At 52.3% G+C, this 22,777-nt stretch carries 19 protein-coding genes and 1 pseudogene; 16 read left to right on the top strand and 4 right to left on the bottom strand.

The annotated features are described in order from the left end of the window. Positions 1 to 53 precede the first annotated feature (53 nt). Positions 54 to 1,400 carry a glutamine synthetase family protein gene (locus CFLAV_RS20720; protein WP_007416785.1) on the top strand — a complete coding sequence of 449 codons (1,347 nt, stop codon included), beginning with the start codon at positions 54 to 56 and terminating at the stop codon, positions 1,398 to 1,400. Between the two features lie 128 nt (positions 1,401 to 1,528). Here CFLAV_RS20720 and CFLAV_RS32790 read toward each other — a convergent pair whose 3' ends face one another. After that, the gene (locus CFLAV_RS32790; protein WP_007416784.1) at positions 1,529 to 2,869 is read right to left on the bottom strand and encodes an outer membrane protein assembly factor BamB family protein; all 1,341 of its coding nucleotides are present in this window, start codon (positions 2,867 to 2,869) and stop codon (positions 1,529 to 1,531) included. A gap of 88 nt (positions 2,870 to 2,957) precedes the next feature. Between CFLAV_RS32790 and CFLAV_RS37665 the strand changes: the two are divergent. The 15 genes and pseudogenes from CFLAV_RS37665 to CFLAV_RS32785 all read left to right on the top strand — a co-directional run. Then, positions 2,958 to 3,065: pseudogene (locus tag CFLAV_RS37665) on the top strand (phosphatidate cytidylyltransferase); the annotation flags it as partial. A 25-nt stretch (positions 3,066 to 3,090) separates the two neighbouring features. Then, positions 3,091 to 5,328 carry a transglutaminase-like domain-containing protein gene (locus CFLAV_RS20710; protein WP_007416783.1) on the top strand — a complete coding sequence of 746 codons (2,238 nt, stop codon included), beginning with the start codon at positions 3,091 to 3,093 and terminating at the stop codon, positions 5,326 to 5,328. 267 nt (positions 5,329 to 5,595) lie between these two features. Next, complete coding sequence (locus tag CFLAV_RS20705) at positions 5,596 to 6,279, top strand: hypothetical protein (RefSeq protein ID WP_007416782.1); 684 nt, start codon at positions 5,596 to 5,598, stop codon at positions 6,277 to 6,279. A gap of 434 nt (positions 6,280 to 6,713) precedes the next feature. After that, a complete protein-coding gene (locus CFLAV_RS20700) occupies positions 6,714 to 8,165 on the top strand; it encodes a DUF1501 domain-containing protein (RefSeq protein ID WP_007416781.1) in 1,452 nt (483 codons plus the stop codon). An 84-nt stretch (positions 8,166 to 8,249) separates the two neighbouring features. Continuing rightward, entirely contained in the window at positions 8,250 to 9,119 is an 870-nt protein-coding gene (locus tag CFLAV_RS20695) for an alpha/beta hydrolase (RefSeq protein WP_202796931.1), read from the top strand. Positions 9,120 to 9,220: 101 nt separating this feature from the next. Then, positions 9,221 to 9,823: a LemA family protein gene (locus tag CFLAV_RS20690; protein WP_007416779.1), complete on the top strand. Its 603-nt coding sequence runs from the start codon at positions 9,221 to 9,223 to the stop codon at positions 9,821 to 9,823. A 63-nt stretch (positions 9,824 to 9,886) separates the two neighbouring features. Then, the gene (locus CFLAV_RS20685; RefSeq protein WP_007416778.1) at positions 9,887 to 11,404 is read left to right on the top strand and encodes a M48 family metallopeptidase; all 1,518 of its coding nucleotides are present in this window, start codon (positions 9,887 to 9,889) and stop codon (positions 11,402 to 11,404) included. Further along, the gene (locus CFLAV_RS34285) at positions 11,388 to 11,855 is read left to right on the top strand and encodes a Zn-dependent protease with chaperone function (protein WP_007416777.1); all 468 of its coding nucleotides are present in this window, start codon (positions 11,388 to 11,390) and stop codon (positions 11,853 to 11,855) included. Before CFLAV_RS20685 ends, CFLAV_RS34285 begins: the two co-directional genes overlap by 17 nt. Next, a complete protein-coding gene (locus CFLAV_RS20680) occupies positions 11,852 to 12,652 on the top strand; it encodes a sialate O-acetylesterase (RefSeq protein WP_007416776.1) in 801 nt (266 codons plus the stop codon). The genes CFLAV_RS34285 and CFLAV_RS20680 overlap by 4 nt, the downstream gene beginning before the upstream one ends. Before the next feature lie 56 nt (positions 12,653 to 12,708). Next, positions 12,709 to 13,389: an ABC transporter ATP-binding protein gene (locus CFLAV_RS20675; protein ID WP_007416775.1), complete on the top strand. Its 681-nt coding sequence runs from the start codon at positions 12,709 to 12,711 to the stop codon at positions 13,387 to 13,389. A gap of 21 nt (positions 13,390 to 13,410) precedes the next feature. Beyond that, complete coding sequence (locus CFLAV_RS20670; RefSeq protein ID WP_007416774.1) at positions 13,411 to 14,556, top strand: ABC transporter permease; 1,146 nt, start codon at positions 13,411 to 13,413, stop codon at positions 14,554 to 14,556. A gap of 3 nt (positions 14,557 to 14,559) precedes the next feature. Further along, positions 14,560 to 15,729, top strand: coding sequence for an ABC transporter permease (locus CFLAV_RS20665; protein WP_007416773.1), 1,170 nt, complete (start codon positions 14,560 to 14,562; stop codon positions 15,727 to 15,729). 90 nt (positions 15,730 to 15,819) lie between these two features. Beyond that, on the top strand, positions 15,820 to 16,827 hold the full coding sequence (locus tag CFLAV_RS20660) for an efflux RND transporter periplasmic adaptor subunit (RefSeq protein ID WP_007416772.1): 1,008 nt from the start codon (positions 15,820 to 15,822) through the stop codon (positions 16,825 to 16,827). Positions 16,828 to 16,843: 16 nt separating this feature from the next. Continuing rightward, complete coding sequence (gene eboE, locus CFLAV_RS20655) at positions 16,844 to 18,010, top strand: metabolite traffic protein EboE (RefSeq protein WP_007416771.1); 1,167 nt, start codon at positions 16,844 to 16,846, stop codon at positions 18,008 to 18,010. 82 nt (positions 18,011 to 18,092) lie between these two features. Beyond that, positions 18,093 to 18,944 (top strand): UbiA family prenyltransferase, encoded by an 852-nt coding sequence (locus CFLAV_RS32785; protein WP_007416770.1) that lies wholly within the window; start codon positions 18,093 to 18,095, stop codon positions 18,942 to 18,944. 39 nt (positions 18,945 to 18,983) lie between these two features. Here CFLAV_RS32785 and CFLAV_RS20645 read toward each other — a convergent pair whose 3' ends face one another. The 3 genes from CFLAV_RS20645 to nifS form a co-directional block, all read right to left on the bottom strand. After that, positions 18,984 to 19,925, bottom strand: a complete 942-nt coding sequence (locus tag CFLAV_RS20645; RefSeq protein WP_007416769.1) for a hypothetical protein — start codon at positions 19,923 to 19,925, stop codon at positions 18,984 to 18,986. An 81-nt stretch (positions 19,926 to 20,006) separates the two neighbouring features. Next, on the bottom strand, positions 20,007 to 21,389 hold the full coding sequence (locus tag CFLAV_RS20640) for a hypothetical protein (protein WP_007416768.1): 1,383 nt from the start codon (positions 21,387 to 21,389) through the stop codon (positions 20,007 to 20,009). Between the two features lie 91 nt (positions 21,390 to 21,480). Beyond that, on the bottom strand, positions 21,481 to 22,689 hold the full coding sequence (gene nifS / locus CFLAV_RS20635) for a cysteine desulfurase NifS (RefSeq protein ID WP_007416767.1): 1,209 nt from the start codon (positions 22,687 to 22,689) through the stop codon (positions 21,481 to 21,483). Positions 22,690 to 22,777 lie beyond the last annotated feature (88 nt).

Here is a 22,777-nt window from a genome sequence, read left to right as displayed (position 1 = left end):
TCCACATGCTGGTGGAAGCGGTATGAGTCACGGGTGTCAGTTGCACAATCCTTATGAACATTCAAACGCTGAAGTCCAAGATTGCCAGGAAGGAAATTGATACGGTTTTGGTAGTGTTTCCAGATGTTTTCGGGAGGTTGATCGGCAAGCGGGTGACGGCGCATTATTTTTTGGATTACGTGGCCAAAGGCGGGACGCACAGTTGCAATTACCTCCTGACGCTGAACATGGAAATGGAGCCGCTGAGCGGATTCAAGCTGGCGAACTGGGAAAAAGGATTTGGCGATTTTGACATGCGGCCGGACTTGGGGACCCTGCGCCTGCTGCCGTGGCAGCCCGGAGCAGCGATGGTAATTTGTGACTTGTATCATCACAGCGGAGGTCGGGTGGAAGAAGCGCCGCGTTCGGTGTTGAAGCGTCAATTGGAGGCGCTGCAAGGCAAAGGGATGGTTTGCAAGATTGCGAGCGAGTTGGAATTTTTCCTGTACAACACCAATTATCACACCGCTTTTGATAGCAATTACAAAGGGCTGACACCATCGAGTGATTATCGCATTGATTATCACACGCTGCAGCCGGCGCGCGATGAAGCGATCTTTCGCGCTATGCGCAATCAGATGGAGGAAGCAGAGATTCCGGTGGAGTCGTCGAAGGGCGAATGGGGCAAAGGGCAGCATGAGGTCAATTTTGTTTATGATGCGCCGTTGGTCATGGGCGACCGGCACATGGTTTTCAAACAGGGAGCCAAGGAAATCGTCGAGCAGAATGGCAAGTGCATCACCTTCATGGCGAAGGTGGATGCAGGTGAAGTAGGCAGCAGTTGTCATATTCACCAGAGCATTTGGCAGAAGGGAAAGTCGCTGTTTTGGGATGCGAAAAGAAAGGAAGGCTCGAAGTTCTTTCGCCAGTTCCTCGGCGGGTTGATGAAATACTCGCCGGAACTGAGTTACTTTTATGCGCCCACCATCAACTCGTACAAGCGGTATCAATCGGCGAGTTGGGCACCAACGAAAATGGCGTGGGCTTATGATAATCGGACGGTGGGCTTCCGAGTGGTGGGTGAAGGAAACAGTTTTCGCCTGGAGAATCGCATGCCCGGTGCAGATGCCAACGCCTATCTCGCATTCGCGGCGATGGTTGCTGCGGGAATGGCCGGTGTGAAGGAGAACCTCGATTGCGGCGAGTTGTACGAGGGGAACGCGTATGTGGATCCGAAACTGCCGTCGTTACCGAAGTCGTTGCGGGAAGCAGCAGACTTGTTGGAGAAGAGTTCTCTTGCACGTCAGGTCTTCGGAGAATCGGTGGTGGAATTCTATGTGCACACAGCACGGTGCGAGGTGGAGGCATTTGATAACGCGGTGACCGATTGGGAGCGCGTGCGGTATTTTGAGAGAATCTGAGTTCGGTGAAACAATCGGCTTTTAATTATGTAGTGATGCCGTAGCTCGCCTTCCCATGGCAGGTGTTCCCCTGCCCTTCAATCTGCACGTGAGGGTTGATGACGACGTGAGTCCTACGATGGGGGTAACTACTGCAACTGGGCGCGGTAGTAGCGGGAAGGTGCGTTGGTGGCAGTCAAGTCGACGATGGTCGTGGGGAGATTGGTTAGAACGAGGTTGGTGAGGGAAGACCAGTTGGCGAGATCAGATGAGTATTGAATCGCATAGGATTGGCCGACTTCGCCGAGGAGTTGGAATTCAAAATTCGAATCGATGCGGCGTTTGAATTGTTGCAGCGCGGGTTTTTCGAGTTTGCCGGTGTGACGGAAATTTTGCCGATACATGGGCCAGGGAGTGTTGCCCAATGGATTGGTACCCTGAATAGCATAAAGGCTGTTGCCAATTGGCGCATAGATAGCGCCGTCCGGACCAATGGCTACGGAAGCTATGGTATAGGACGAGGCATTGGTAATACTCCATTGCACCGTCCCATGCGGATCAATGGCGTAAAGAACGCTGGGGTCATAAATACCCCAGCCCGATCTCACATAATAGATCATGCCGCTGGAATCGACTGCTGGCGTCGTACCTGGCCTCGTATAAATATCGCTATAGGTGGCGGCCACGCGCCAAAGCAATTCGCCGTTTGTTTTGATGGCGGACAGGCCCCAATCGATATCGCTGCCAACATAAAGAGTTCCATCCTTGCCGATGGCCAACGAAGTGGCGCCGAAACCGCCCGGGCTGTTGTTTGTCCAACGGCTGGTACCATCGGGATTGATCGCGTATAAAGCATCGCCAGTGACGTAGATGGTTCCGTCCTGGCCAATGGCCGGTGAGTCACCTGCGCTTTCGGAGACTGGTGACTGCCATTTGACCGTTCCATCCGGATTTATGGCGTAGAGCGCACCAAGAGCCGAGTTAACATAAATGGTCCCATCATCTCCAATAATAGGGGACCATCCCGAGTAGATGCTGGCGTCGATAGGTGTGTGCCATTTTACCGTTCCGTATGAGGTGAGCGCAAAAAGCTCAGCATCGGCGACGAAATAAACAGTGCCATCCAAAGCGAGCGCCGGAGAAGACCGAGACCGCCCAAGAGGTGGGTGAATCCATTTCGACGAACCGTCCGGGTTCAGGGCATAAACTGCTCCTGAGTAGTCGCCAAAGTATACCGTGCCATCCAGGCCGACAGCTGGCGTGCCGTACATGTCATCGTGGGCCGCAGTGGTGAAGGTCCACTTGTTGGAGCCAGCTGGAGTCAGTGCAAACAAGGAATCGTTAGAGGGACAGTAAATAGTTCCATCCGGGGCAACCGCAGGTGATGCAGTCAGCGCGGCATTAAATACCCACAACTGAGTGGGCTGTTGGGCAAAAAGAGAGAGTGCTGTGAAAAAAGCGCAGATGAAGACCGATAGTTTGACTTTCATAAGGAGTCCCTGCCTTCTTGGTTGTTGTGTGGACGGAGGGTAGCAGGAACGCTACAAAACACAACAAAAATACCAGCCTTTCACATAGGACTTAGACACATTGATCGAAGGACATGGCGGCACCCTGGATCGCATTGATTCCATTTGCTTCGCGGCACCGGTATTCTTTCATCTGACACGGAAGTTTTTTACGTGATAGAGAATAGGAAAATATTTACGAGATGCTTGCCATCTGCACCGATGTTCTTAAACTACAGGCACAGGACATGCATTCTCCATTTTCCAGTTTTGGACCAAGAACAATAAAAATACTCTGGCTCGTTCTTCTCCTAATTGCGGTCACGAATTCATATTCGGCGGAACGAATCGCAGTGGCAGTGCTGGCGCCGTATTGCGAATCTACCGATACCGAAGCGACACACTGGCAGTACGTAGCGGAAAAATTTTTTGAAAGGCCACTTCAGGCTGTGCACAGCATCCATGTTCTGCCAACAAGCTCCGTCAGTTACGGCTATCGAGAGTTGCATTTGGAGAGAGGACAACCACTTGATTCGAAGCAAATACGTGAGTTTGGTCGGGCAATTGAGGCGCAGGAAGTGGTCTACTGCACTTACGAACCAGAGGGGGAAAAATACAAGGTGACGGTTCAAGTAACGCATGTGGCGACTGGAAAGAGATCGACCAAGTGGATTGCGAGCACAGGTGACTGGCCCCGCACAGGACTCGGCATGTCCAAACGCATTTTGAAATATCTGGAAATTACACCCACGACTGAAGAATTGAAAAAGATGGAGCGTACGCGGCTGCGAGCGAACCATGCACTGGAATTGACCAGCCGGGCACTGGCAGAAAATCATCGCGGCAAGGCATTGGTGGAGTCTGAGCCGTTTCTGGCATCGGCGCTGAAAATCGATCCAGAGTTCATGCCGGCGCTGATTGTCATGGCGCAAATAAAGGTGTGGCAAGGCCAGACGGAAGAAGCTACAGCGATTGCGAAAAAAGCTGTCGCAATCGATCAGGATTTCGCCTCCGCTCATGAGACTCTCGGATTGATCTATCTCATGAAGGGGGAACCGTTCCTGGCACGGGATGAATTTCTGAAGGCAATCGACCTCGATCCGGACAACAGTGAGAGTTACCAACAATTAAGCGTCATATATGGGCAGAGAGAAAAATGGGTGGAATCAGTCAAGTGCCTCGAGAAAGCGAAGGCGCTGGAGCCCTTCAATGGCACTGTCCGAGCGGAACTGGCCCGGATTCATGCCTCCCAGGGAGAACGGGAGAATGCGGTCTTAGAATTGAATGCTGTTGAGAGCATGTACACTGATGAAACCACCGACCAAATGATTGGAGATACCTACGCGAAGCTAAATGAAATCCCCCAAGCAGTTGAGCATTACGAACGATTTATCAAAGAAGTGGAAAGAAAGGGGGTCACTAATTCCGAAGTCGATCGAATAAAACACGATTTGGCAGGCCTGAATGCACGGATGACACCGTATTTGGTGGAGGCCACGGTTCCGAGAGAGTTTACGAGAAAGGAGTTGGAAAAGCATCTGTCACGAGTGCTTGGGAAGGAGGAGATGAATTTGGTGGTGTACCCGATGAGCAGCACGCCGGAAATGAAGAAATGGGCATGCGAACTGGTTGGCAATGCTCGAGATGAGAGGGAGAAAGCGCGGCGCATTTTCCAGGGATTGACCCGGCATATCGATCTTGGTGAAGAAAGCAGTAGAAGAACTGCAGAACAAACCTTCAACGATTGGGCAAATCCAGAGACCCGTTTCATTTGCCAGGAATATACTCTGCTCTACATGGCCCTTGCACGGGAGGTTGGACTGAAAACATTCTACGTTCTGGTCACGAAGGATTATCGCGACCGTTTTGTTACTCATGCGTGCGCTGGAGTTTTCGTGGAGGGAAAGGCACTGCTGGTGGATCCAGCATATACATGGTTTGGCGTGCCACATAAGGAATATCGTTTTCTAAACGATCAGCAGGTTGTGGGCTTCTTTATGTGTCAACTGAGCAATGCAAACCGTTCGAGAGTCGCAGCTAACATTTTCCCTGAATCAGCCTTTACTCATTTCAACCTGGCCATGGATTTGCTTGGAGACAAACGGATACCGGAAGCCACCAAGGCGTTGAATGACGGGCTGAAATTAGATTCGAAAAGCTGGTTTGCGTTTTATTGCCAGGGAATGATAGCGGCGCAACAACACCGCTACGATGAAGCCATCGCAGATTTTCAAAAATCCCTGGGCTTCGATCCTGTGTGGCCGACTGTACGCTTCTTCCTAGCGAGGACTTTGTTATCACAAGGAAAACTCAAAGAGGCACGCGAGGAATTTCGCACTTATCTGCATGAGCAGACGAGCCCTGAAAAAAGAGACGCAGCGCGCCAAGCCATCGTGGACATCACTGAGCAGTTGAATCAAGAGGCCGCAGTTTCCAAGTGAAACGGGCAATTTGCTGGATGGGCTGAGAGGTTTGGTTTCGGAGACGGAGGCGAGACTTAGCTTCAGTTGAATTGAAATCCGCTGCGGCAAGAGAATAAATAAATCTTATACCCGTCAGTTAAGGGAACTATCAGCTTGCCGGGATGCGGGAAATTCTGTAAAGCAATGGCAATCTACTGGTCCTTCATTACGTTAACAAACGATGGTTAGCCGATGCTGTTTGGAAGGGGCGACATCGAAAGACCACAACAATCAGCAAGAAATAACATGAAGAAAATATTCATCATCACCCTTGGCATCATCCTGACGGGCATTAGTGCGGTGCAAAACAGCAATGCCCAGAGCAATCTGGTTCAAGAGTTGAACTTTCAATTGTGCGCTGTCATGCAGGGCGATACCCGGACCAACAAAAATGTGGCGGAAACCAAAGTGAAGGTCGTGCGGGAAGGCTGCAGGGAAATTATTCAGGCGTTAGGTTTAGCAACGACAAATAATTTCTCGAGGAAGGCGAAACTGTTGTTGGTGACATCGAGTGATGGTTCAGGAAGTCCGAGCATTTTGGTTCAGGACTGTACCAACTCAGTGGATGTAACGGGCTTTTTTGGAATCCAACAAACTGGGAGCTCGGTGGACAGTTCCTGGTCTAATTGCAGAAACGGTTCCTCCAGCAGTCACGATTACAGCATTCAGACTTATACGCTCCGGGACCAAGATGGATACTCTGCCCTACCCTTTCATTTTAGCGTATCCGGTTTCACGATCAAAAGCTCGTCCACATTGGTGAATCACAAGGGCACCATGACAGTGGAGGAAAACTCCTTTGAGGCAAACGTCTGTGGCACGGGCGATAGTAATGGGAATCAGGTGCTCATCCAAGGCAGCATCAGCGCTGAGCCTTGCAGCAACCATCGACCGAACGACAATCGACATGGTGGAGAAGACCGGGACTAATGCGTCTGTCTGCCGGATCGAATTGCATCCGGCTTTAGTCGCATAACCGCTGTTTGAATACTTCAACAGGATGAGCTTCGGCTCATCCTGTTTGTTTTTTGGGCACGCGATATCATCGGCTTGGCGCCGCTCGGGTTTGGCGAAGGCAATTGGATTCCCGAGGTGGTGGCTTGGCCGGAGCGTATTTTGCGTCCCTGCCCTTATCGTTTGCGTTAAGCCGGTTGGGAAACCGGCACTCCGGGGGCAAAGGGGAGCATTAGGAATGGTTGAGGAGAAAGCGGCCCAGGACTGAAGGGAATCACTGTTCGCGGTCGGAATCCGGCGGCGAGGATATCGAAGCGATAACATTCTTGCATGGCGGTGAATGTAGGGGGAAATTGGAGCGTCAAAGAAAAGCGGCTGGAATTTGAGAATTAAAGAGATACAATTTTGATATGAACCATCACGCCTTCAATCCGGAGCATCTGGCGCTGACACGCCGTGGTTTCCTGCGTCGTTGCGGCATGGGCATGGGGGCGCTCGGGCTGGCCAACCTGTTCGGTAATTTAGGCATGTTGAACCAGGCGAAGGCGAGCGAGGGCTATGCTGCGCCGCTGACTCCGAAGGCACCGCATTTTTTTGGCAAGGCAAAGCGGGTGATTCATATTTTTGCGAACGGCGGGCCATCGCATGTGGATACTTTTGATCCGAAGCCGATGTTGACGAAGTATAACGGCAAGGCGTTGCCGATGGAATTGGCCACAGAGCGCAAGACGGGCGCGGCGTTTGCATCGCCGTACAAATTTCAGAAATATGGCCAGAGCGGCATCGAGGTGAGCGAGTTATTCCCCCATGTGGCGGAGAATATCGATGATATCTGTGTGATCCGATCCATGATGGCGGAGGTGCCGAATCATGAGCCGTCGTTGTTGCTGATGAATTGCGGCGATGCGCGGCAGATACGGCCAAGTGTGGGCTCGTGGGTGACATATGGGTTGGGTTCCGAGAACCAGAATCTGCCGGGATTCATCGCGATGTGTCCGGGCGGGTATCCGATTCAGGAGTCGCAGAACTGGCAATCGGGATTTTTGCCCGGTGTTTACCAGGGCACTTACATCAATACCGAAAAGACACGCATCGAGGAGTTGATCGAGAACATCAAAAATAATTACGAGCCGATGCCGGAGCAACGGCAGCAGTTGGATTTATTGCAGGCCCTCAACGAGAAGCATCGCCAGAAGCGGAAGGAAGATGCGCAATTGGAAGCGCGGATTCAATCGTTCGAGCTGGCCTATCGCATGCAGATGGATGCGAGCGATGCGTTTGATATTTCATTGGAGCCGGAGCATATCCGCAAGATGTATGGTGAGGGAACGCAGGCGCGGCAATTGTTGATCGCACGGCGATTGGTGGAACGAGGGGTTCGATTCGTGCAAGTCTGGCATGGGGCCGGTCAGCCATGGGATAATCATGATGACATCGAGGTGAACCACCGCAGGTTAGCCGGAGAATGCGATCAGGCGATTGGAGCGTTGTTGAAGGATTTGAAACAGCGCGGGATGTTGGAAGATACGTTGGTTGTCTGGGGCGGAGAATTCGGACGGACGCCGGTGGTGGAATTGCCGACACCGGGCGCCAATGCCGGGAAGATCAACGGCCGCGATCATAATCATTATGGATTCAGCATGTGGCTGGCCGGTGGTGGCGTGCGAGGCGGTCACGTGCACGGCGCGACGGATGAATTCGGCTTCAAGGCTGCGGAGGACAAGGTGCATGTTCATGATCTGCACGCGACAATGCTGGCGCTACTGGGATTCGATCATGAGAAGCTGACGTTCCGTCATTCCGGCCGGGATTTTCGGCTGACCGATGTCCAGGGGAATGTGGTCAGGGACATTATCGCCTGAGCCACCAACATTTTCTTTGGAAAGAATCTTGCTCAAGAGTTTTCCAACTTGTTATTCTCGTCTCATCCATCTATGAAATTCCTTATGAGTCTTTTGTCGTCTTTCATGCTTCTCTCAGCATCGCAGGCTCAACCGACGAATTCGTTTCCTCTCTGGGAGGATGGCGCGCCCGGTGCGTTGGGAACAGCCGACAAGGATATTCCAACGCTGACACCCTTTTTCCCGAGTCCCGACAAAGCCACTGGAGCGGCGATGGTGGTTTGTCCAGGTGGTGGTTATGGCAATCTGGCTCCGTATGAAGGCAAGGATTACGCGTTGTGGTTAAAGGATCAAGGCGTGACGGCCTTTGTGCTGAAGTATCGACTGGGCTCGGCGGGTTATCATCATCCAGTGGAATTGCAGGATGTATCGCGAGCCATTCGACTGGTTCGTTCGCATGCGGCCGAGTGGAAATTGGATCCGAAGCGGGTGGGAATAATTGGTTCTTCGGCAGGCGGACATTTAGCGGCAACTTTGATGACGCACTTTGATGGAGGGAAATCGGATAGCACCGACGCCGTGGAAAAGGAAAGTTCGCGGCCGGACCTTGGCATCCTTTGCTATCCCGTTATCACGATGGGAGAAAAGACGCATGCTGGGTCCAAGATGAATCTGCTGGGGAAGGATCCTTCGCCGGAGTTGGTGAAGGAGCTTTCCAATGAATGTCATGTAACGAAGGAGACGCCGCCCTGTTTTCTTTTTCATACCGTCGAGGACAAAGCGGTGCCGGTGGAAAATGCTTTGATGTTCGCCACGGCATTGCGCGAGGCAGGGGTGCCGTTTGATCTGCACATTTATGAGAAAGGCGCTCACGGCACTGCGCTTGGCACCAGGGCATATAATTCGGCCACCAAGTTGCATCCGTGGACCAGTGATTGTGTTTATTGGCTTAAGTTGCGCGGGTTTGTGAAGTGAGTCTGCTTCGGCAATCAGGGGCCCTGTTTACAAATCGGGGTCGAAAATGTAATTGCGTGAAGCGGCGGTTTAGCGAAACCTTTTGATATGAAAGGAATCATATGGGCTTAGTATTACTGATCATTCTAGGGGTTATTTTTGTACCGCTGGTCCTGATTATCTTCTGGGGCGTGGGTGGCTACAACAGCCTGGTGACCTTGCGGAACCGTTTTAAGAACGCTTATGCACAAATCGATGTGCAGTTGAAGCGTCGTTATGACCTGATTCCGAACCTCGTGGAAACTGCCAAGGGTTACATGAAGCACGAGCGGGGAACGTTGGAGGAGGTCATTGCCGCGCGCAACGCCGCCTCGAGCGCCAACACCCGGGCGGCGCAAAACCCTGGAGATGCTTCCGCGATCAAGGAAATGGGGGGAGCAGAAACGGCTTTGACTGGCTCGTTGGGTCGTTTGTTCGCGTTGGCGGAGGCTTATCCAGACCTGAAGGCGAATCAGGAAATGACGCGCCTGATGGAGGAGTTGACCTCCACCGAAAACAAGGTCGCTTTTGCGCGCCAGGCTTACAATGACTCCGTGATGATGTACAATACAAAGCGCGAAAGCGTGCCGACCAATTTCATCGCCAATACCTTCAACTTCGGGCCGGCAGAAATGTTTGTGATTGAAAAGCCGGAGGAGAAGGCAGCTCCAAAGGTTCAGTTTTAATTTATCGCAATGATCCCGATGTCCGGTTGCACGGGCGTCGGGTCTTGTATTTAGGCGTTCGTTATGGACTTTTTTCAGCGCCAGGATGCCGCCCGCCGCACTACCAAGTGGCTGGTGGTTTATTTCATTATTGCGGTCCTCGGCATACTTCTGGCAGTCAATTTTGCCGTGGGCGTGATCTTCTCCGGAACACAACATTCACGGCATCAATATGGAGCGGAGTATCGGGCTCGAACCTATGACCCACGCGTATTCGGCCTCGCGACGCTGGGAACCTTGTTGGTCATCTTTTGTGGCAGCACTTACAAGACGCTGCAGTTGTCCAGCGGTGGCAGTGCGGTGGCAGAAATGATGGGTGGGCGGCCAATCGATTCGAATACGAGCGATCCGGATGAGCGTAAGTTTTTAAACGTGGTCGAGGAAATGTCCATCGCATCCGGCACCCCGGTGCCACAGGTGTATGTGATGGATGGTGAACCGGGAATCAACGCGTTTGCCGCCGGTCATTCCACGAAGGACATGGTGATTTGCGCGACGCGGGGATGCCTGCGCTTGCTGACACGGGATGAATTGCAGGGAGTCATCGGCCACGAGTTCAGCCATATTTTGAATGGGGACATGCGGTTGAATCTGCGGTTGATGGGACTGGTGTTCGGGATTCTATGCATTGCGATGTTCGGGCGGATTTTGATGGACCAAAGAGGTTCACGTTATCGGGAGCGCGATCGCGACCGTGGTTCCATATTTGTGCTGGGCATTGCACTGTTCATCATCGGCTGGATTGGCGTGTTTTTTAGCAGCCTCATTAAAAGTGCGGTGAGCCGGCAACGCGAGTTCCTGGCGGATGCGGCCTCGGTGCAGTTCACCCGCAATCCTGAAGGCCTGGCCAATGCCTTGAAAAAAGTCGGCGGATGCGGTTCGAGCATTGAAGATCCCAATGCGGAGGAGGCTAGTCATCTGTTCTTCGCAAACGGTTTGAGTGAATCCCTTTCAAATATCTTTTCCACTCATCCTCCACTGGAAGAGAGGATAAAGCGATTGGACCCAAGCTTCGAAGGCAAGTTTACGGAGGTCAACCTGCATGACGCGGAGAACCAAATTCAGGAGCAAATGCAACCGGCTGAAGAATTGCCGCCGCGGATCGTCCGGGCGCCGCAACTGGCTGATCTCATCGGCGGGCAAAGGAGCGCGACAAGTGGATTAGGTACCGTTGGCCAGACGTTGATTATTTCAGAAACGATCGGCGCGCCCACAGGCAGACACCTCGACTATGCCGCGGACTTGAGATCGAAACTGCCACAGGACCTGGACATGGCTGCCCGCGATCCGATGAGTGCGGTGGCACTGGTGTATGCGATATTGCTCAGCCCGGAGGAAGGAATGCGGACGAGGCAATTGCAGCAACTCCAACAAAAGATTGATCCAGCGATTTATCAGGAAACACTGCGACTCGTCCCACGCACCATCGCGCTCGAGGTCCGGTCAAAGTGCCCACTCGCCACCATCGCCATGACGGCACTGCGGCGTTTTATCGCTGGCACAATACACGCAGTTTATCCAAGCCATGCAGTTCGTCATTGAAAGCGATGAGCAGATCGAACTGTTTGAATACGCCCTGCAAAAAATGGTTCGCCGCCAGTTGGAACCGAATTATGTGCCGCCGCGAAAAGAAACGGTTCAATACTATGCGCTGAAGGTTTTGGTGCCGGAATGTGAAGTGCTGCTCTCAGCTTTGGCGTATGCCGGGCAAGCCGAGGCAGGACAGATCGAAATGGCTTTTCGCAAAGGGGTGGAGCAGCTTAAATTGTCCCAGATGAATTTATTGCCGGCTTCGGCTTGCGGGTTGAAGGAAGTCGATGCGGCATTGGAGAAGTTGAATCAGACGGCTCCGCCCCTCAAGAAATCCATTCTGAATGCCTGCGCTGAAACGGTCGCGGCTGATGGAGTGGTTCAGGAAGAGGAAGCCGAACTGCTCCGCGCCATTGCAGATTCACTCGATTGTCCAGTACCGCCGATGATTTCACTCGCATGAAACCGTGCCTTTTAATCGCTTTGATTGTGACTACACTTTGCTCCGCCGGAAAAAGTGCTGAAACCAATCAGGTTCAGGTTCCGTCAAAGGGAAAGTTCCAAATTTATTTATTGATGGGACAATCCAACATGGCAGGTCGCGGGAAAGTTGGGCTTGAGGACACGACCACTCATCCACGCGTGTTGTTGCTCAACACAAATAATACCTGGGAGTTGGCCATGGAGCCGGTAACGAAGGATCGCAAGGCGGGGCGGGGTGTTGGTCCTGGACTGGCATTTGGAAAATCCATGGCGGAGAAGAATTCGAATGTGACCATTGGACTGGTTCCTTGTGCTGTGGGTGGCACGCCGTTGAGTCGCTGGCAACGCGGCGGGGATTTGTACAGCAATGCGGTGGCGCGCGCGAAGGTGGCGGTTAAAGATGGGGCGCTCGCCGGGGTGTTATGGCACCAGGGAGAAAACGATTCGAGCGATAAAGGTCTGGCTGAGTCCTATGGAAAACGTTTGAGTGAAATGATTCATGATTTTCGAACTGACGTGGGCCAGACCAATCTGCCGGTGGTGGTTGGCCAAATTGGTGAGTTTCTTTATGAACGCGGCCCGGATAAAACACCATTCGCCAGAACTGTCAACGAAGCCTTAAAACAATTGCCTGGAATGGTTCCCCACACGGCGTGTGTGGAATCGCATGGACTGGACCACCTGGGTGATAAGGTGCATTTTAATACGGAATCGCAGCATGAAATGGGGCGCAAGTATGCTGCGGAAATGCTTCGTTTGCAGGCAGAAGCGCAGTAACACTTTCGTTCCATTGCAATTAATCCCGCCCTGCCCTATCTGTTTGCGGGATATTTATGGCAGTTGAGAACATTGTAACCATTCGCAACCTCTCGAAGATTTATCGACAGGGTGAAATCAACGTCACCGCGCTCGATAATATTTCATTGGACATAAAAGCAGGCGAGTTTTTGACCTTGATGGGCCCATCCGGCTCCGGGAAATCCACCCTGCTGCATATCATTGCGGGAATCGATCGTCCTACCAGCGGTGAGTGTTTGGTGCAGGGGATCGATGTGGCGAAGCTTAATGAGTCCGAACTGGCTGATTGGAGAAATCAGAATGTTGGGTTTGTTTTCCAGACGTTCAACCTGATGCCGGTTCTGACCGCGTATGAGAACGTGGAACTCCCACTGCTCTTAACCAAACTCAACCGCAAACAGCGTCAGCATCAAGTCAATACGGCTCTGGAACTGGTAGGCCTCGCGGAACGCAAGCATCACCTGCCCCGCCAGCTTTCGGGTGGACAGGAACAGCGTGTGGCCATTGCCCGGGCGCTGGTCACTTCACCCAATCTGCTCGTGGCCGATGAACCGACGGGCAATCTGGATTCAGCTTCGGCACAGGAGGTTCTTGGTATTTTGCAGACTTTGAGCAAGGACGCAGGCAAGACGGTGATCATGGTGACACATGACCCGAAAGCGGCAGCTTATGGTTCGAGATCCATTCACCTGGAAAAAGGTGAGTTAAGCAAGTAGTTCGATTATACTGGTTTCAGAATGACGATCGGCACATTCATTCTTAAAAATGCATTGCGCAACAAGCGTCGGGCGACCCTTTCGATTCTGAGCGTGGCGGTAAGCTTGTTCCTTTTGGTCACTTTGCTGGTGGCATTGCGCGAACTCACCTTGCCGCCGGAAGATGTTGGAGCTGCCCTGCGGGTTGTGGTGCGAAGCAAGATTTCACTGGCAAACCTGCTGCCAGCCAAGCAACGCCCCATTATTGAACGCATTCCAGGAGTTGAGGCTGTCTCACCGTTTAGCTGGTTTGGTGGGGAATATAAAAACGAAGGCGGACTCACGTTTGCGCAGTTTGCCATGGATGCGAAACAGTTTCGCAAACTTTTTGGCGATTCGAAAATGCCGGAAGACCAATTCGAGGCGTTTGAAAACAACGTGCGCAGTTGTATTATTGGCAAGCTCACAGCCGATAAGTATCACCTGAAGATTGGGGACAAGATCACGTTGCCCAGCACCATTTATCCCGTCACTCTGGAATTTCAAATAGCAGGCATTTACGCGGGAAGCATCGATGACCGCAACATGTTCTTTCATCACAAGTATCTGGATGAAGCCACTGGCGATCTAGGCCAGGTGGGCATGTGGTGGGTAAAGGTGAAATCCGCGGAGGATATGCCGAAGGTCATCACGAACATTAACAATACCTTTATGAACACCTCCTCGGAGGTGAGAGCAGAGAGCGAACGGGCTTTTCAACTGAGTTTCATTTCCATGTGGGGCAACATCAAAATATTGGTGGGAGCCATCTGTACCGTGGTTGTCTTCTCGCTGATCCTGGTAAGTGCCAGCACCATGAGCATGGCAATTCGCGAGCGCTTTCGGGAACTCGCCGTGTTGAAGGCGCTGGGATTCCGCCGCCGCGAAATCTTCGCATTTATCCTGGCGGAAAGTTTTGGACTGGCAATGTTCGGCGCTTTGTTGGGTGCGGGAGGTGCCTACATGCTTTATACCTACGGGAGCATATCGAAGATGACCGGAGGCATCTTTATCACGTTTGAAGTAACGCCCAAGATCCTGGGAATGGCCGCCTGCGTAGCCGCAGGATTGGGAATTGTGGCGAGCATCATGCCATCCATCTCTGCCGCGCGCACTAGTGTTGTCGATGGCTTGAAAACCCTAGATTGAGCCATGGCCTTACCTATTACCTATAACATACGCAATGTGTTCGTGCGCTGGCGCGCCACCCTGGCCACGGTGGCCGGCATTGCGTTGGTGGTGGCGGTTTACATGGTGATGCAGACGATGGCCATCGGGTTGGAGAAATCGAGCCGGAACACTGGCGATCCCCGCAACATCATGATCGTCCGTAAAGGGTCCACTGCAGAGTCAAGCAGCCAGGTGACGCGGTCGCAATTAAAGGAATTCAATTATTTCCCGCAAATTGTCCGGGATGCCAAGGGACAGCCATTGATTTCAGCAGACGTGTTGGTGCTGGTCAGCCTGCCGCGCAGAGACGGGAGTGGAGAAGCCAACGTGTTATTGCGCGGCATCTCCCCTGCGGGAATAGAATTACGTCCACAGGTAACACTGGTGAATGGACGCTGGTTTACGCCAGGCAAGCGCGAGGTTGTCGTGGCGAAGAAGCTGGCGGCGCGGTTTGCGAACTTTGATATTGGAGGCAAGTTCAAGACCGGCGGCAAAGAGCTGACCGTGGTGGGGATGACGGATGGCGGGAATAGCGCGTTCGATTCAGAAATCTGGATGGATGCCGATGAATCCCGTTCCCTCTTCGATCGCGAAAATTATTCAAGTGTGCTGGTACGGGCAAGTGACGATGCTGCGGGAAAGGCGTTCATTCAACGAATCGAGTCGGACAAGCGATTACCATTGTTGGCGCTTGCGGAAGTGGAGTATTACGCCTCGCAAACCAAAACGGCCACACCCATCAAGTTTCTGGGAAAGTTTTTGGCCACCGCGATGTCCATTGGCGCCATCTTTGCCGCAATGAATACCATGTATGCGAGTGTGGGGGCACGGACGCGGGAAATTGGCACGTTGCGGGTTTTGGGGTATCGGCGCCGCGCGATTTTGATCAGTTTTCTGTTGGAAGGAGCGTTCCTATCCTTGCTGGGCGGAATTATTGGATGTTTGCTGGCAATACCTTTGCCGCTGCTTGGCTATTCCATCGGCACATTGAACTTCCAAACCTGGGGTGAAACCGTTTTTCAGTTCCAAATGACCCCGGAATTGTTTGTGCAAGGCCTGGTTTTCTCGGTGTTGGTTGGTTTGGTGGGAAGTTTATTTCCAGCCATCAAGGCAGCAAGGCTGCCAGTCATTGCGGCTTTGAAATCTATTTAGAGGGTAATGCTGTCACGTCGAAACCACACGGCACTTCGCATTTACCCCTTTTCTATTTGCCATAATAGCAGCAAACTAAGTCAGTTATAAATGAACTCAGACAAGATAAGAGAGTTACAGATTCCTCAAGCAGAGAAGCAACGGCCACAAGGCTCGTTGTTCGGCATTTTCCTGATCGTGATTTTGTTGACGGGCGTCGCAGTGTTCTTCGCCTGGCCGCGCGCCAAGGATAGCTCCAGATTGGTGGCCAATGGCCCCGGCAAACCTTCGACGAATTCGGTTGCGAAGGCATCCTCCTCACCCACACCGACCGCTCCAGCCACAGCGAATGCAACAACGGGCAGCAGTCCAGATACGATTTTGACCGTGAGTGGTTACATCATCAATCGCGAGCGCATTGAACTGAGTCCTCGGTATATGGGAACAGTGACTTGGATAGGGGTTAAGAAAGGCGATGCCGTGACGAATGGACAAATCGTCGTGACGCTCGACGATGCCGAGTACAAAGCCCGCGTGCATGAAGTTGAAGGAAGATTGGCGACTGCCAAAGCGAACGTGGACAAGGCGAAGTTAGATTACCAGCGCATCAAGCAACTCAATAAAACCCAGATTGAATCCCAGAAGGCGGAGGATGATGCGCGACTGCAGTTGGAATCAGCAGAAGCAACTTTAAAGGAAATTCAGGGGTCGTATGAACTGGCAAAGACTTACCTTGACTGGACGATCATCCGTTCACCGATCAATGGCGTCGTGCTGGAAAAACTGGTTCAGCCGAATGAACTCGTCGTGCCGCAAAGTTTTGGAGGCACACGCGGCCCGAGTACCGCGCTCATCGCCGTGGCTGACCCCAAGGACTTGCAAGTGGAAATCGATATTAATGAAGCCGACTTATCCAAGATTTATATGGGACAAAAATGCCGTGTGTCTCCCGAGGCGTACCAGGACAAGTCCTACGAGGGCTACGTGGCAGAAATTGCGCCCGAAGCAAATCGTCAAAAAGGAACGCTGCAGATCAAGGTGCAGATCAAAGATCCGGACAAGTATCTGACACCAGAGTTGAGCGCCAAAGTGGATTTTTTAGGCAAACAGAAATCGTAAGAGTTGTTTTAAGTCGATGAAATTGAACCATGGTTTGCATCTCGCCTACTGCACGAACATTCATCGTGGTGAGAACTGGCAGGAAACTTTTGATTCGTTAAAAAAATACGCTCTTGCTGTGCGCCAGCAGGTCTGCCCAGACAAGCCTTATGCCATTGGACTTCGCCTGAGTAACACGGCAGCGCAGGAATTGAAGGAACCTGGCAGGTTGAGTGCGTTCAAGGGATGGTTGGAGGAGAATAACTGTTACGTTTTCACGATTAATGGATTTCCTTTCGGCCGCTTTCATGGATCAAGGGTGAAGGAACAGGTTTATCGGCCGGACTGGACTTCGCGAGAGAGACTTGATTACACGAATTTGCTGTTCGAGATCATCGCCGAATTAGTTCCGGCAGGAGTCGAAGGGAGCGTCAGCACCTTGCCGGGCTCGTTTAAGGAGTTCATTACCAACCCGGAGCAGGAACGGGAAATTCGCAAGAACATCTGGGCTTGTGTTGAACATATTGCGGCATTAAGCAAACGGACTGGAAAGAAACTGCATTTGGGATTGGAACCGGAGCCGCTGGGTTATTTCGAGACGAGCGCCGAGAGTATTAAATTTTTTGATCAAATGCGGGCGGAGCATCCGAACGATCCGCGCCTGGACGAGCATTTAGGGATTAATTACGACACCTGCCATCTGGCGGTGGAGTTTGAGGAACCAAAAGATGCGATCGGCGCTTTGCAGAAGCATGGGATTAAAATCAGCAAGCTGCATCTCAGTTCCGCGTTGAAGGTGCGTCCGACAGCAGAGGTTCGGCAGACGCTGGCATCTTTCGCTGATGATATTTATCTGCATCAAGTGGTGGTCAGGACTGCGGGCGGTGAGCGGGTGATTTATAAGGATCTCTCCCCTGCCCTGGCGGGACGGACTGGAGAGGCCGATGAGTGGCGCATTCATTTCCATATTCCGCTGCACAGTCCGGGGACAAAACTTTATGAAAGCACGGCGGACCATGTCCTGGGAGTGCTGGACCTTTTGAAGGTAAATCCCAAGCTCTGTTCCCATTTGGAAATGGAGACCTATACCTGGGAAGTTTTGCCTTCGGAGCTGAAGAATCGCAGCGTGGTGGATCAACTCGTGGCTGAGTATCACTGGACTTTGGAGCAGTTGTCGGAAAGAGGCCTTGCGAACAAGGTTTGAAGATTCGGGAAACTCAGGGTATTAAGAGGCCGATGTTGATTACCGCTGTCATTAAGAAAGATGTGTCCATCTGAAAGCCGAGATGTCCTCCGCCCGTACATACTTAATTCTCGGTCGCACGTCGAACCTACCTACGGTCTGGTCCAATTGCCTTGCCGGATGGTGGTTGGGAGGCGGTGGAAACCTGAAAAAGCTGCCATGGTTATTCCTGGGGGCGACCCTGCTCTATCTCGGCGGTATGTATTTGAACGATGCGTTTGATGCTGAGTTTGATTCACGATTTCGACGCGAACGGCCAATTCCGTCCGGAGCGATACCCTTAAAACAAGTTTGGCAAATTGGCTTCGGAATGCTGGTAGTGGGAATCATTTGCCTGATGTTGCTGGGGAAAGTAACAGGTTTTCTCGCGATCGTGTTGACGCTTTGCATTCTTGCGTATGACGCGGTGCACAAACTGGTCACTTTTTCGCCCGTTCTGATGGCGAGTTGCCGGTTCTTTCTCTATCTCGTCGCTGCGTCTGTGGCGGTGAATGGTGTTACCGGTTGGTCGGTTTGGTGCGCCTTTGCGTTGGCGGGTTACATTGTTGGATTGAGTTACATTGCGCGCAAGGAAAGCACACGGGGAGCATTGCGTTATTGGCCCATTTTGTTTTTGGCATTGCCCATCGTCCTGGCGCTGCTCATGAACAAAGGACAGTATCAAACTCCTGCACTGTTATTTAGTGGCATACTTGGATTATGGGTCATGCGGTCGTTGCGATACACCCTCTGGAGTCCGGAAAGAAACATTGGTCGCACGGTGTCGGGACTGCTGGCAGGCATTGTTTGGGTGGATTTACTGGCGGTCGCTGATGTCGGTCGCCCGTTCGCGGGAGTTTTCATCCTGCTGTTTTTGGCAGCGTTATTATTTCAGCGTTACGTGCCGGCGACGTAGGAGAGCGAAACAAAGTATCCCGCTTCGGTCCCGATTCCATTATTCACCCGCCCAACCTGTGAATAATCTCTTCACCACCCCATGTTTTTCACGGTTCAGCTGAGGGTCCTGGTGGCAATAGACCATGACGCCATCGGCCGAACGATGGCCCAAGGTCATGGCCGTTTCGACGTAGTCAGGAGTGGTGGATCCCAGGGAGCTATGCTTGGTGGCATATACATCAAAAATTACAGGGTACGAATATCCGGTCATTTCCTTGATCTTGTTCACTTCAAACTCGACATTGTCAGGGTTCTTTAGATTGGCCCCGTGGGATTCGTCGCGGTAGGGAAAGAGAAGGCCATCAAGCAAAGGACAGTAATTGGTAACAAACTGGGGTGTAATTGCCTTGTAATAGCAGCAGGGAACGAAAGCGAGCTTCGGGTTCACCTTGCGGGCGGCAGTCAACATCTGGTTCACCTGAACTGGCGTATATACTTTAAGGTTATGAGTAAAATCATCGATGCTCCAGGCCACCAGATTCGTTTCACGCAGGCTTAGCTTTGCGAACTCGATGGCCCAGCGGTCATAATCAAGTTTGAAAGGTTCAGCATACAATTTGGCACGCGGTGGAGATTCCGAAGGAGGGACGATGGAGCCCCATACTTTAATCCCCTGCTTACGAGCGAGGGGGAGGAACAGTTGCAGGTCATCCCAATCATTGCTGCTTGTATGGATACAGAAGCTGTAAGTATTGGCATGGACATCGACCAATTCCTTGACCAGTTTTTCAACATCCACGCGGCCATCGGGCAAATGCGGCGCGCTACAGTAGGTGGCAAGCGTGCCGCGGAGTTGATCCTGACGATCAGCACGTTCCTGTTCGGGAGACTTGCTGAAGAATTTACAAGTAGCACAGCCGGACGCAAAAATTAGCAGAAGGCTGGCAGCAAGATTGCTAAAGAGTGCAAAGCGGCTTGAAGTGTTTGCTCGATGAATCACGCACCATGGAAGTCACAAACTCTCAGGAATTCAAGAACGGTTTTCCCAAGTTGAGTGCGGGCTCGTGGGGCTGGGGAACTGTCATTGAATAACATCGCCACCAGCGCTTTGGTCCTGGGGCTGAGGTGCGGCATTGTTGCCACCGCGAGTCCGTCCACCGCGAGTCCGTCCGCTTCGGGAGCGAGGATTGTTCCCGCCTGAAGTGGTATTATTGCCACCAGCATTGGGATCGACTGAGGCTTGATTTGGATCAGTTTGTCCGCCGTTTTGCTGGTTTGCAAGTTGGTCCAGCGTGGTTACGATCGCGCGGGCCATGCGTGGATCTTCTTGGAAGCCGGGAGCGATTTCAGTCAGCAATTTTTGTCGTGCAATGATCTGCTGCGGGTCCGTAGGAGTATCGCTACTGGTGGGGCCAAAATTACCGCCCACGAGGCGCGCCACCGCAAAAGAACGCATGCGAGAATCGATATTCGTATTTCCAACTATATCCTTGAAAAGTTGGTTGGCCTGCGGATTCAAACCGGCGTAATTCAGCACGCGCGAAGCGATACTTGCCTTGTCCCATTGGTTGGTGAGGCGCGAGTCGTTGTAAGCCTGATATAAAGTGGGAACCGACTGCTCGTTATCCAGATATTTCAAAGCGGCGCGATTCAACTGACCGTTGGCTTTGATGAGGAGCGAAGCAGCGATGGCGGCAAAGGAGGTGTCCTTGTATTTCTCGAGCACACTAAAGAGATAATCTTCGGAGTTTTCATCGAGTTTGTCCGGGCTGGCGATGTCAGGAGGGTGAGTGAGAAGATCTTTCGCGGCTGTCAAAGCGAGGTCGCGATATTTGCCGGGAGCCATGGCATCCAAAATGTGGTCGAGATAAGCGACCTCTACGCCGCGACCTGTGGTGCCCAAAGCATCAGCCAAAACTTTTTCAGCGGCTTCTCCACCCACCAGCTTCAAGGCATCGAACAGCCCCATGCGGAGTGAAGGAGGGAATGTAAAATCCAGGGTCACGGAGCTGCGACGTCCACTGCCGTAGCGACTGCGACGATCGCTATTGTCGGTTTCAGTGGAGGAATAATTTACATCTTCGTTCTTGGCAAGAAACGCGCCAATCACAGGAACCGCTTCCTGACCGGTTTCGGCCAAACTGCCCAGGCAAAAAACGATTTCACGGAGCTTTTCGATTCGACCGGCACCGGAGCCAGGCTGGATCTTGATCAATCTATCCAGCCATTCCTGAGCGGAAACTTTCACCGGAGCAACGGGCGCGGCGGCGGCTTGCACGGTCACCTTTTCAATCCGACCAGCTTTGTTTTGTGCATCGGCCAACTGCTTGTCCAAACCATCCTTCTCGGATTGCCATTGAGCTTGTTGCGCTTTGAGTTGGAGGTCTTTTTGGTGGACGACATATCCGTAAGCGGCAGCAAAGCCGACTGCGGCCGCCAGGAGGACGGCAATAATAGTTTTCATAGTTCTGCTTTCTCGAAACTGGCAATGATGCACTTAAAGACCCTCAGGCCTCCAGGACCGTTACAGGGAATCTTTGATGGCCAAAGAAAATTTATTTGGTGACAGCAGCTTCCGACTTGGATTCCTTGCCGGGCATGGTCGCGGTGGAAGAGGAAATGGCTCGCAGCCGGGAAATGATGGGTGGGAGATGTTTCAGTAAATAATCGACTTCTTCGTTGGTATTATAAACACCGAGGCTGAAGCGGATGGAACCGCGTGCGCGGCTTGGGGTCAAACCCATTGCTGTCAACACATGGGAAGGATCGAGCGAACCGGTGGTACAGGCCGAACCACTGGAAACGCAAATGGAAGCCTGGTCGAGCATCAGGAGGATGGCTTCGGCTTCAACAGAATCAAAAGCGATGTTTGAAGTATTCGGCAGGCGTGAATCGAAACTGCCGTTGCGAACGGTATTCGGAATGGTGCTGAGAATGGTTTTCTCCATGCGATCACGCATGGCACGGACACGCGTATTCTCGTCATTCAATGTGGCCATGGCCAATTCGGCAGCGCGTCCGAAGGCAACGATGTTGGCAACGTTTTCCGTTCCGCCACGACGTCCCCGTTCCTGTCCCCCGCCGATGATATAAGGCTGATAACGGGCGCGTTTCTTCACGTAGAGCATGCCGATGCCTTTGGGCGCATGCAATTTGTGCGCGGACAGGGAGAGATAATCGACACCGAGGTCAGCAACATCTATCTTCAATTTCCCAGGAGTCTGGACGGCATCGGTGTGGCAAGGAACGCCTTTGCTGCGGCAGATGGCAGCGATTTCTTCGAGCGGGAAAATGACACCGGTTTCATTATTCGCCCACATGACGGAAACGATGGCGGTGTCGGGACGAATTGATTTTTCCAGCAGGTGGATATCGATAGAGCCATCGGATTCGACCGGCAGCAGAGTTATATCATAACCGCGCTTTTCGAGATAGGCGCAAAACTTGATATTGGCGGAGTGTTCCACTGCAGTGGTCACCACATGGCGTTTGCCTGGTTGAGAGACAAGCGCGCTATGAATGGCTGAATTATTACTTTCAGTGCCGCAACTGGTGAAAATCACTTCCCGCGGATCAGCGTTGATCAGGGCAGCAACTTTTTCCCGGGCGGACTCCACATGGCGGGCGACCTGTTTGCCGAATTGATAGGCACTGGAAGGGTTGCCCCAGAAATCGCGCAGGAACGGAATCATGGCCTCCACCACCTCCGGTGCGACCTGAGTGGTGGCATTATTGTCGAAATAATAAAACTTGCGCTGATCCATACCAAAAGGCGTTCGATTACATTGGACTATTTGTCTTTCTTAGTCTAGACACGACGGTTCAAAGAGCAAGATGGTTTTGGTCTTGCCA

It is taken from the genome of Pedosphaera parvula Ellin514 (assembly GCF_000172555.1).
Lineage (GTDB): Bacteria > Verrucomicrobiota > Verrucomicrobiia > Limisphaerales > Pedosphaeraceae > Pedosphaera.
This window is presented reverse-complemented; position numbering and strand designations above follow the sequence as displayed.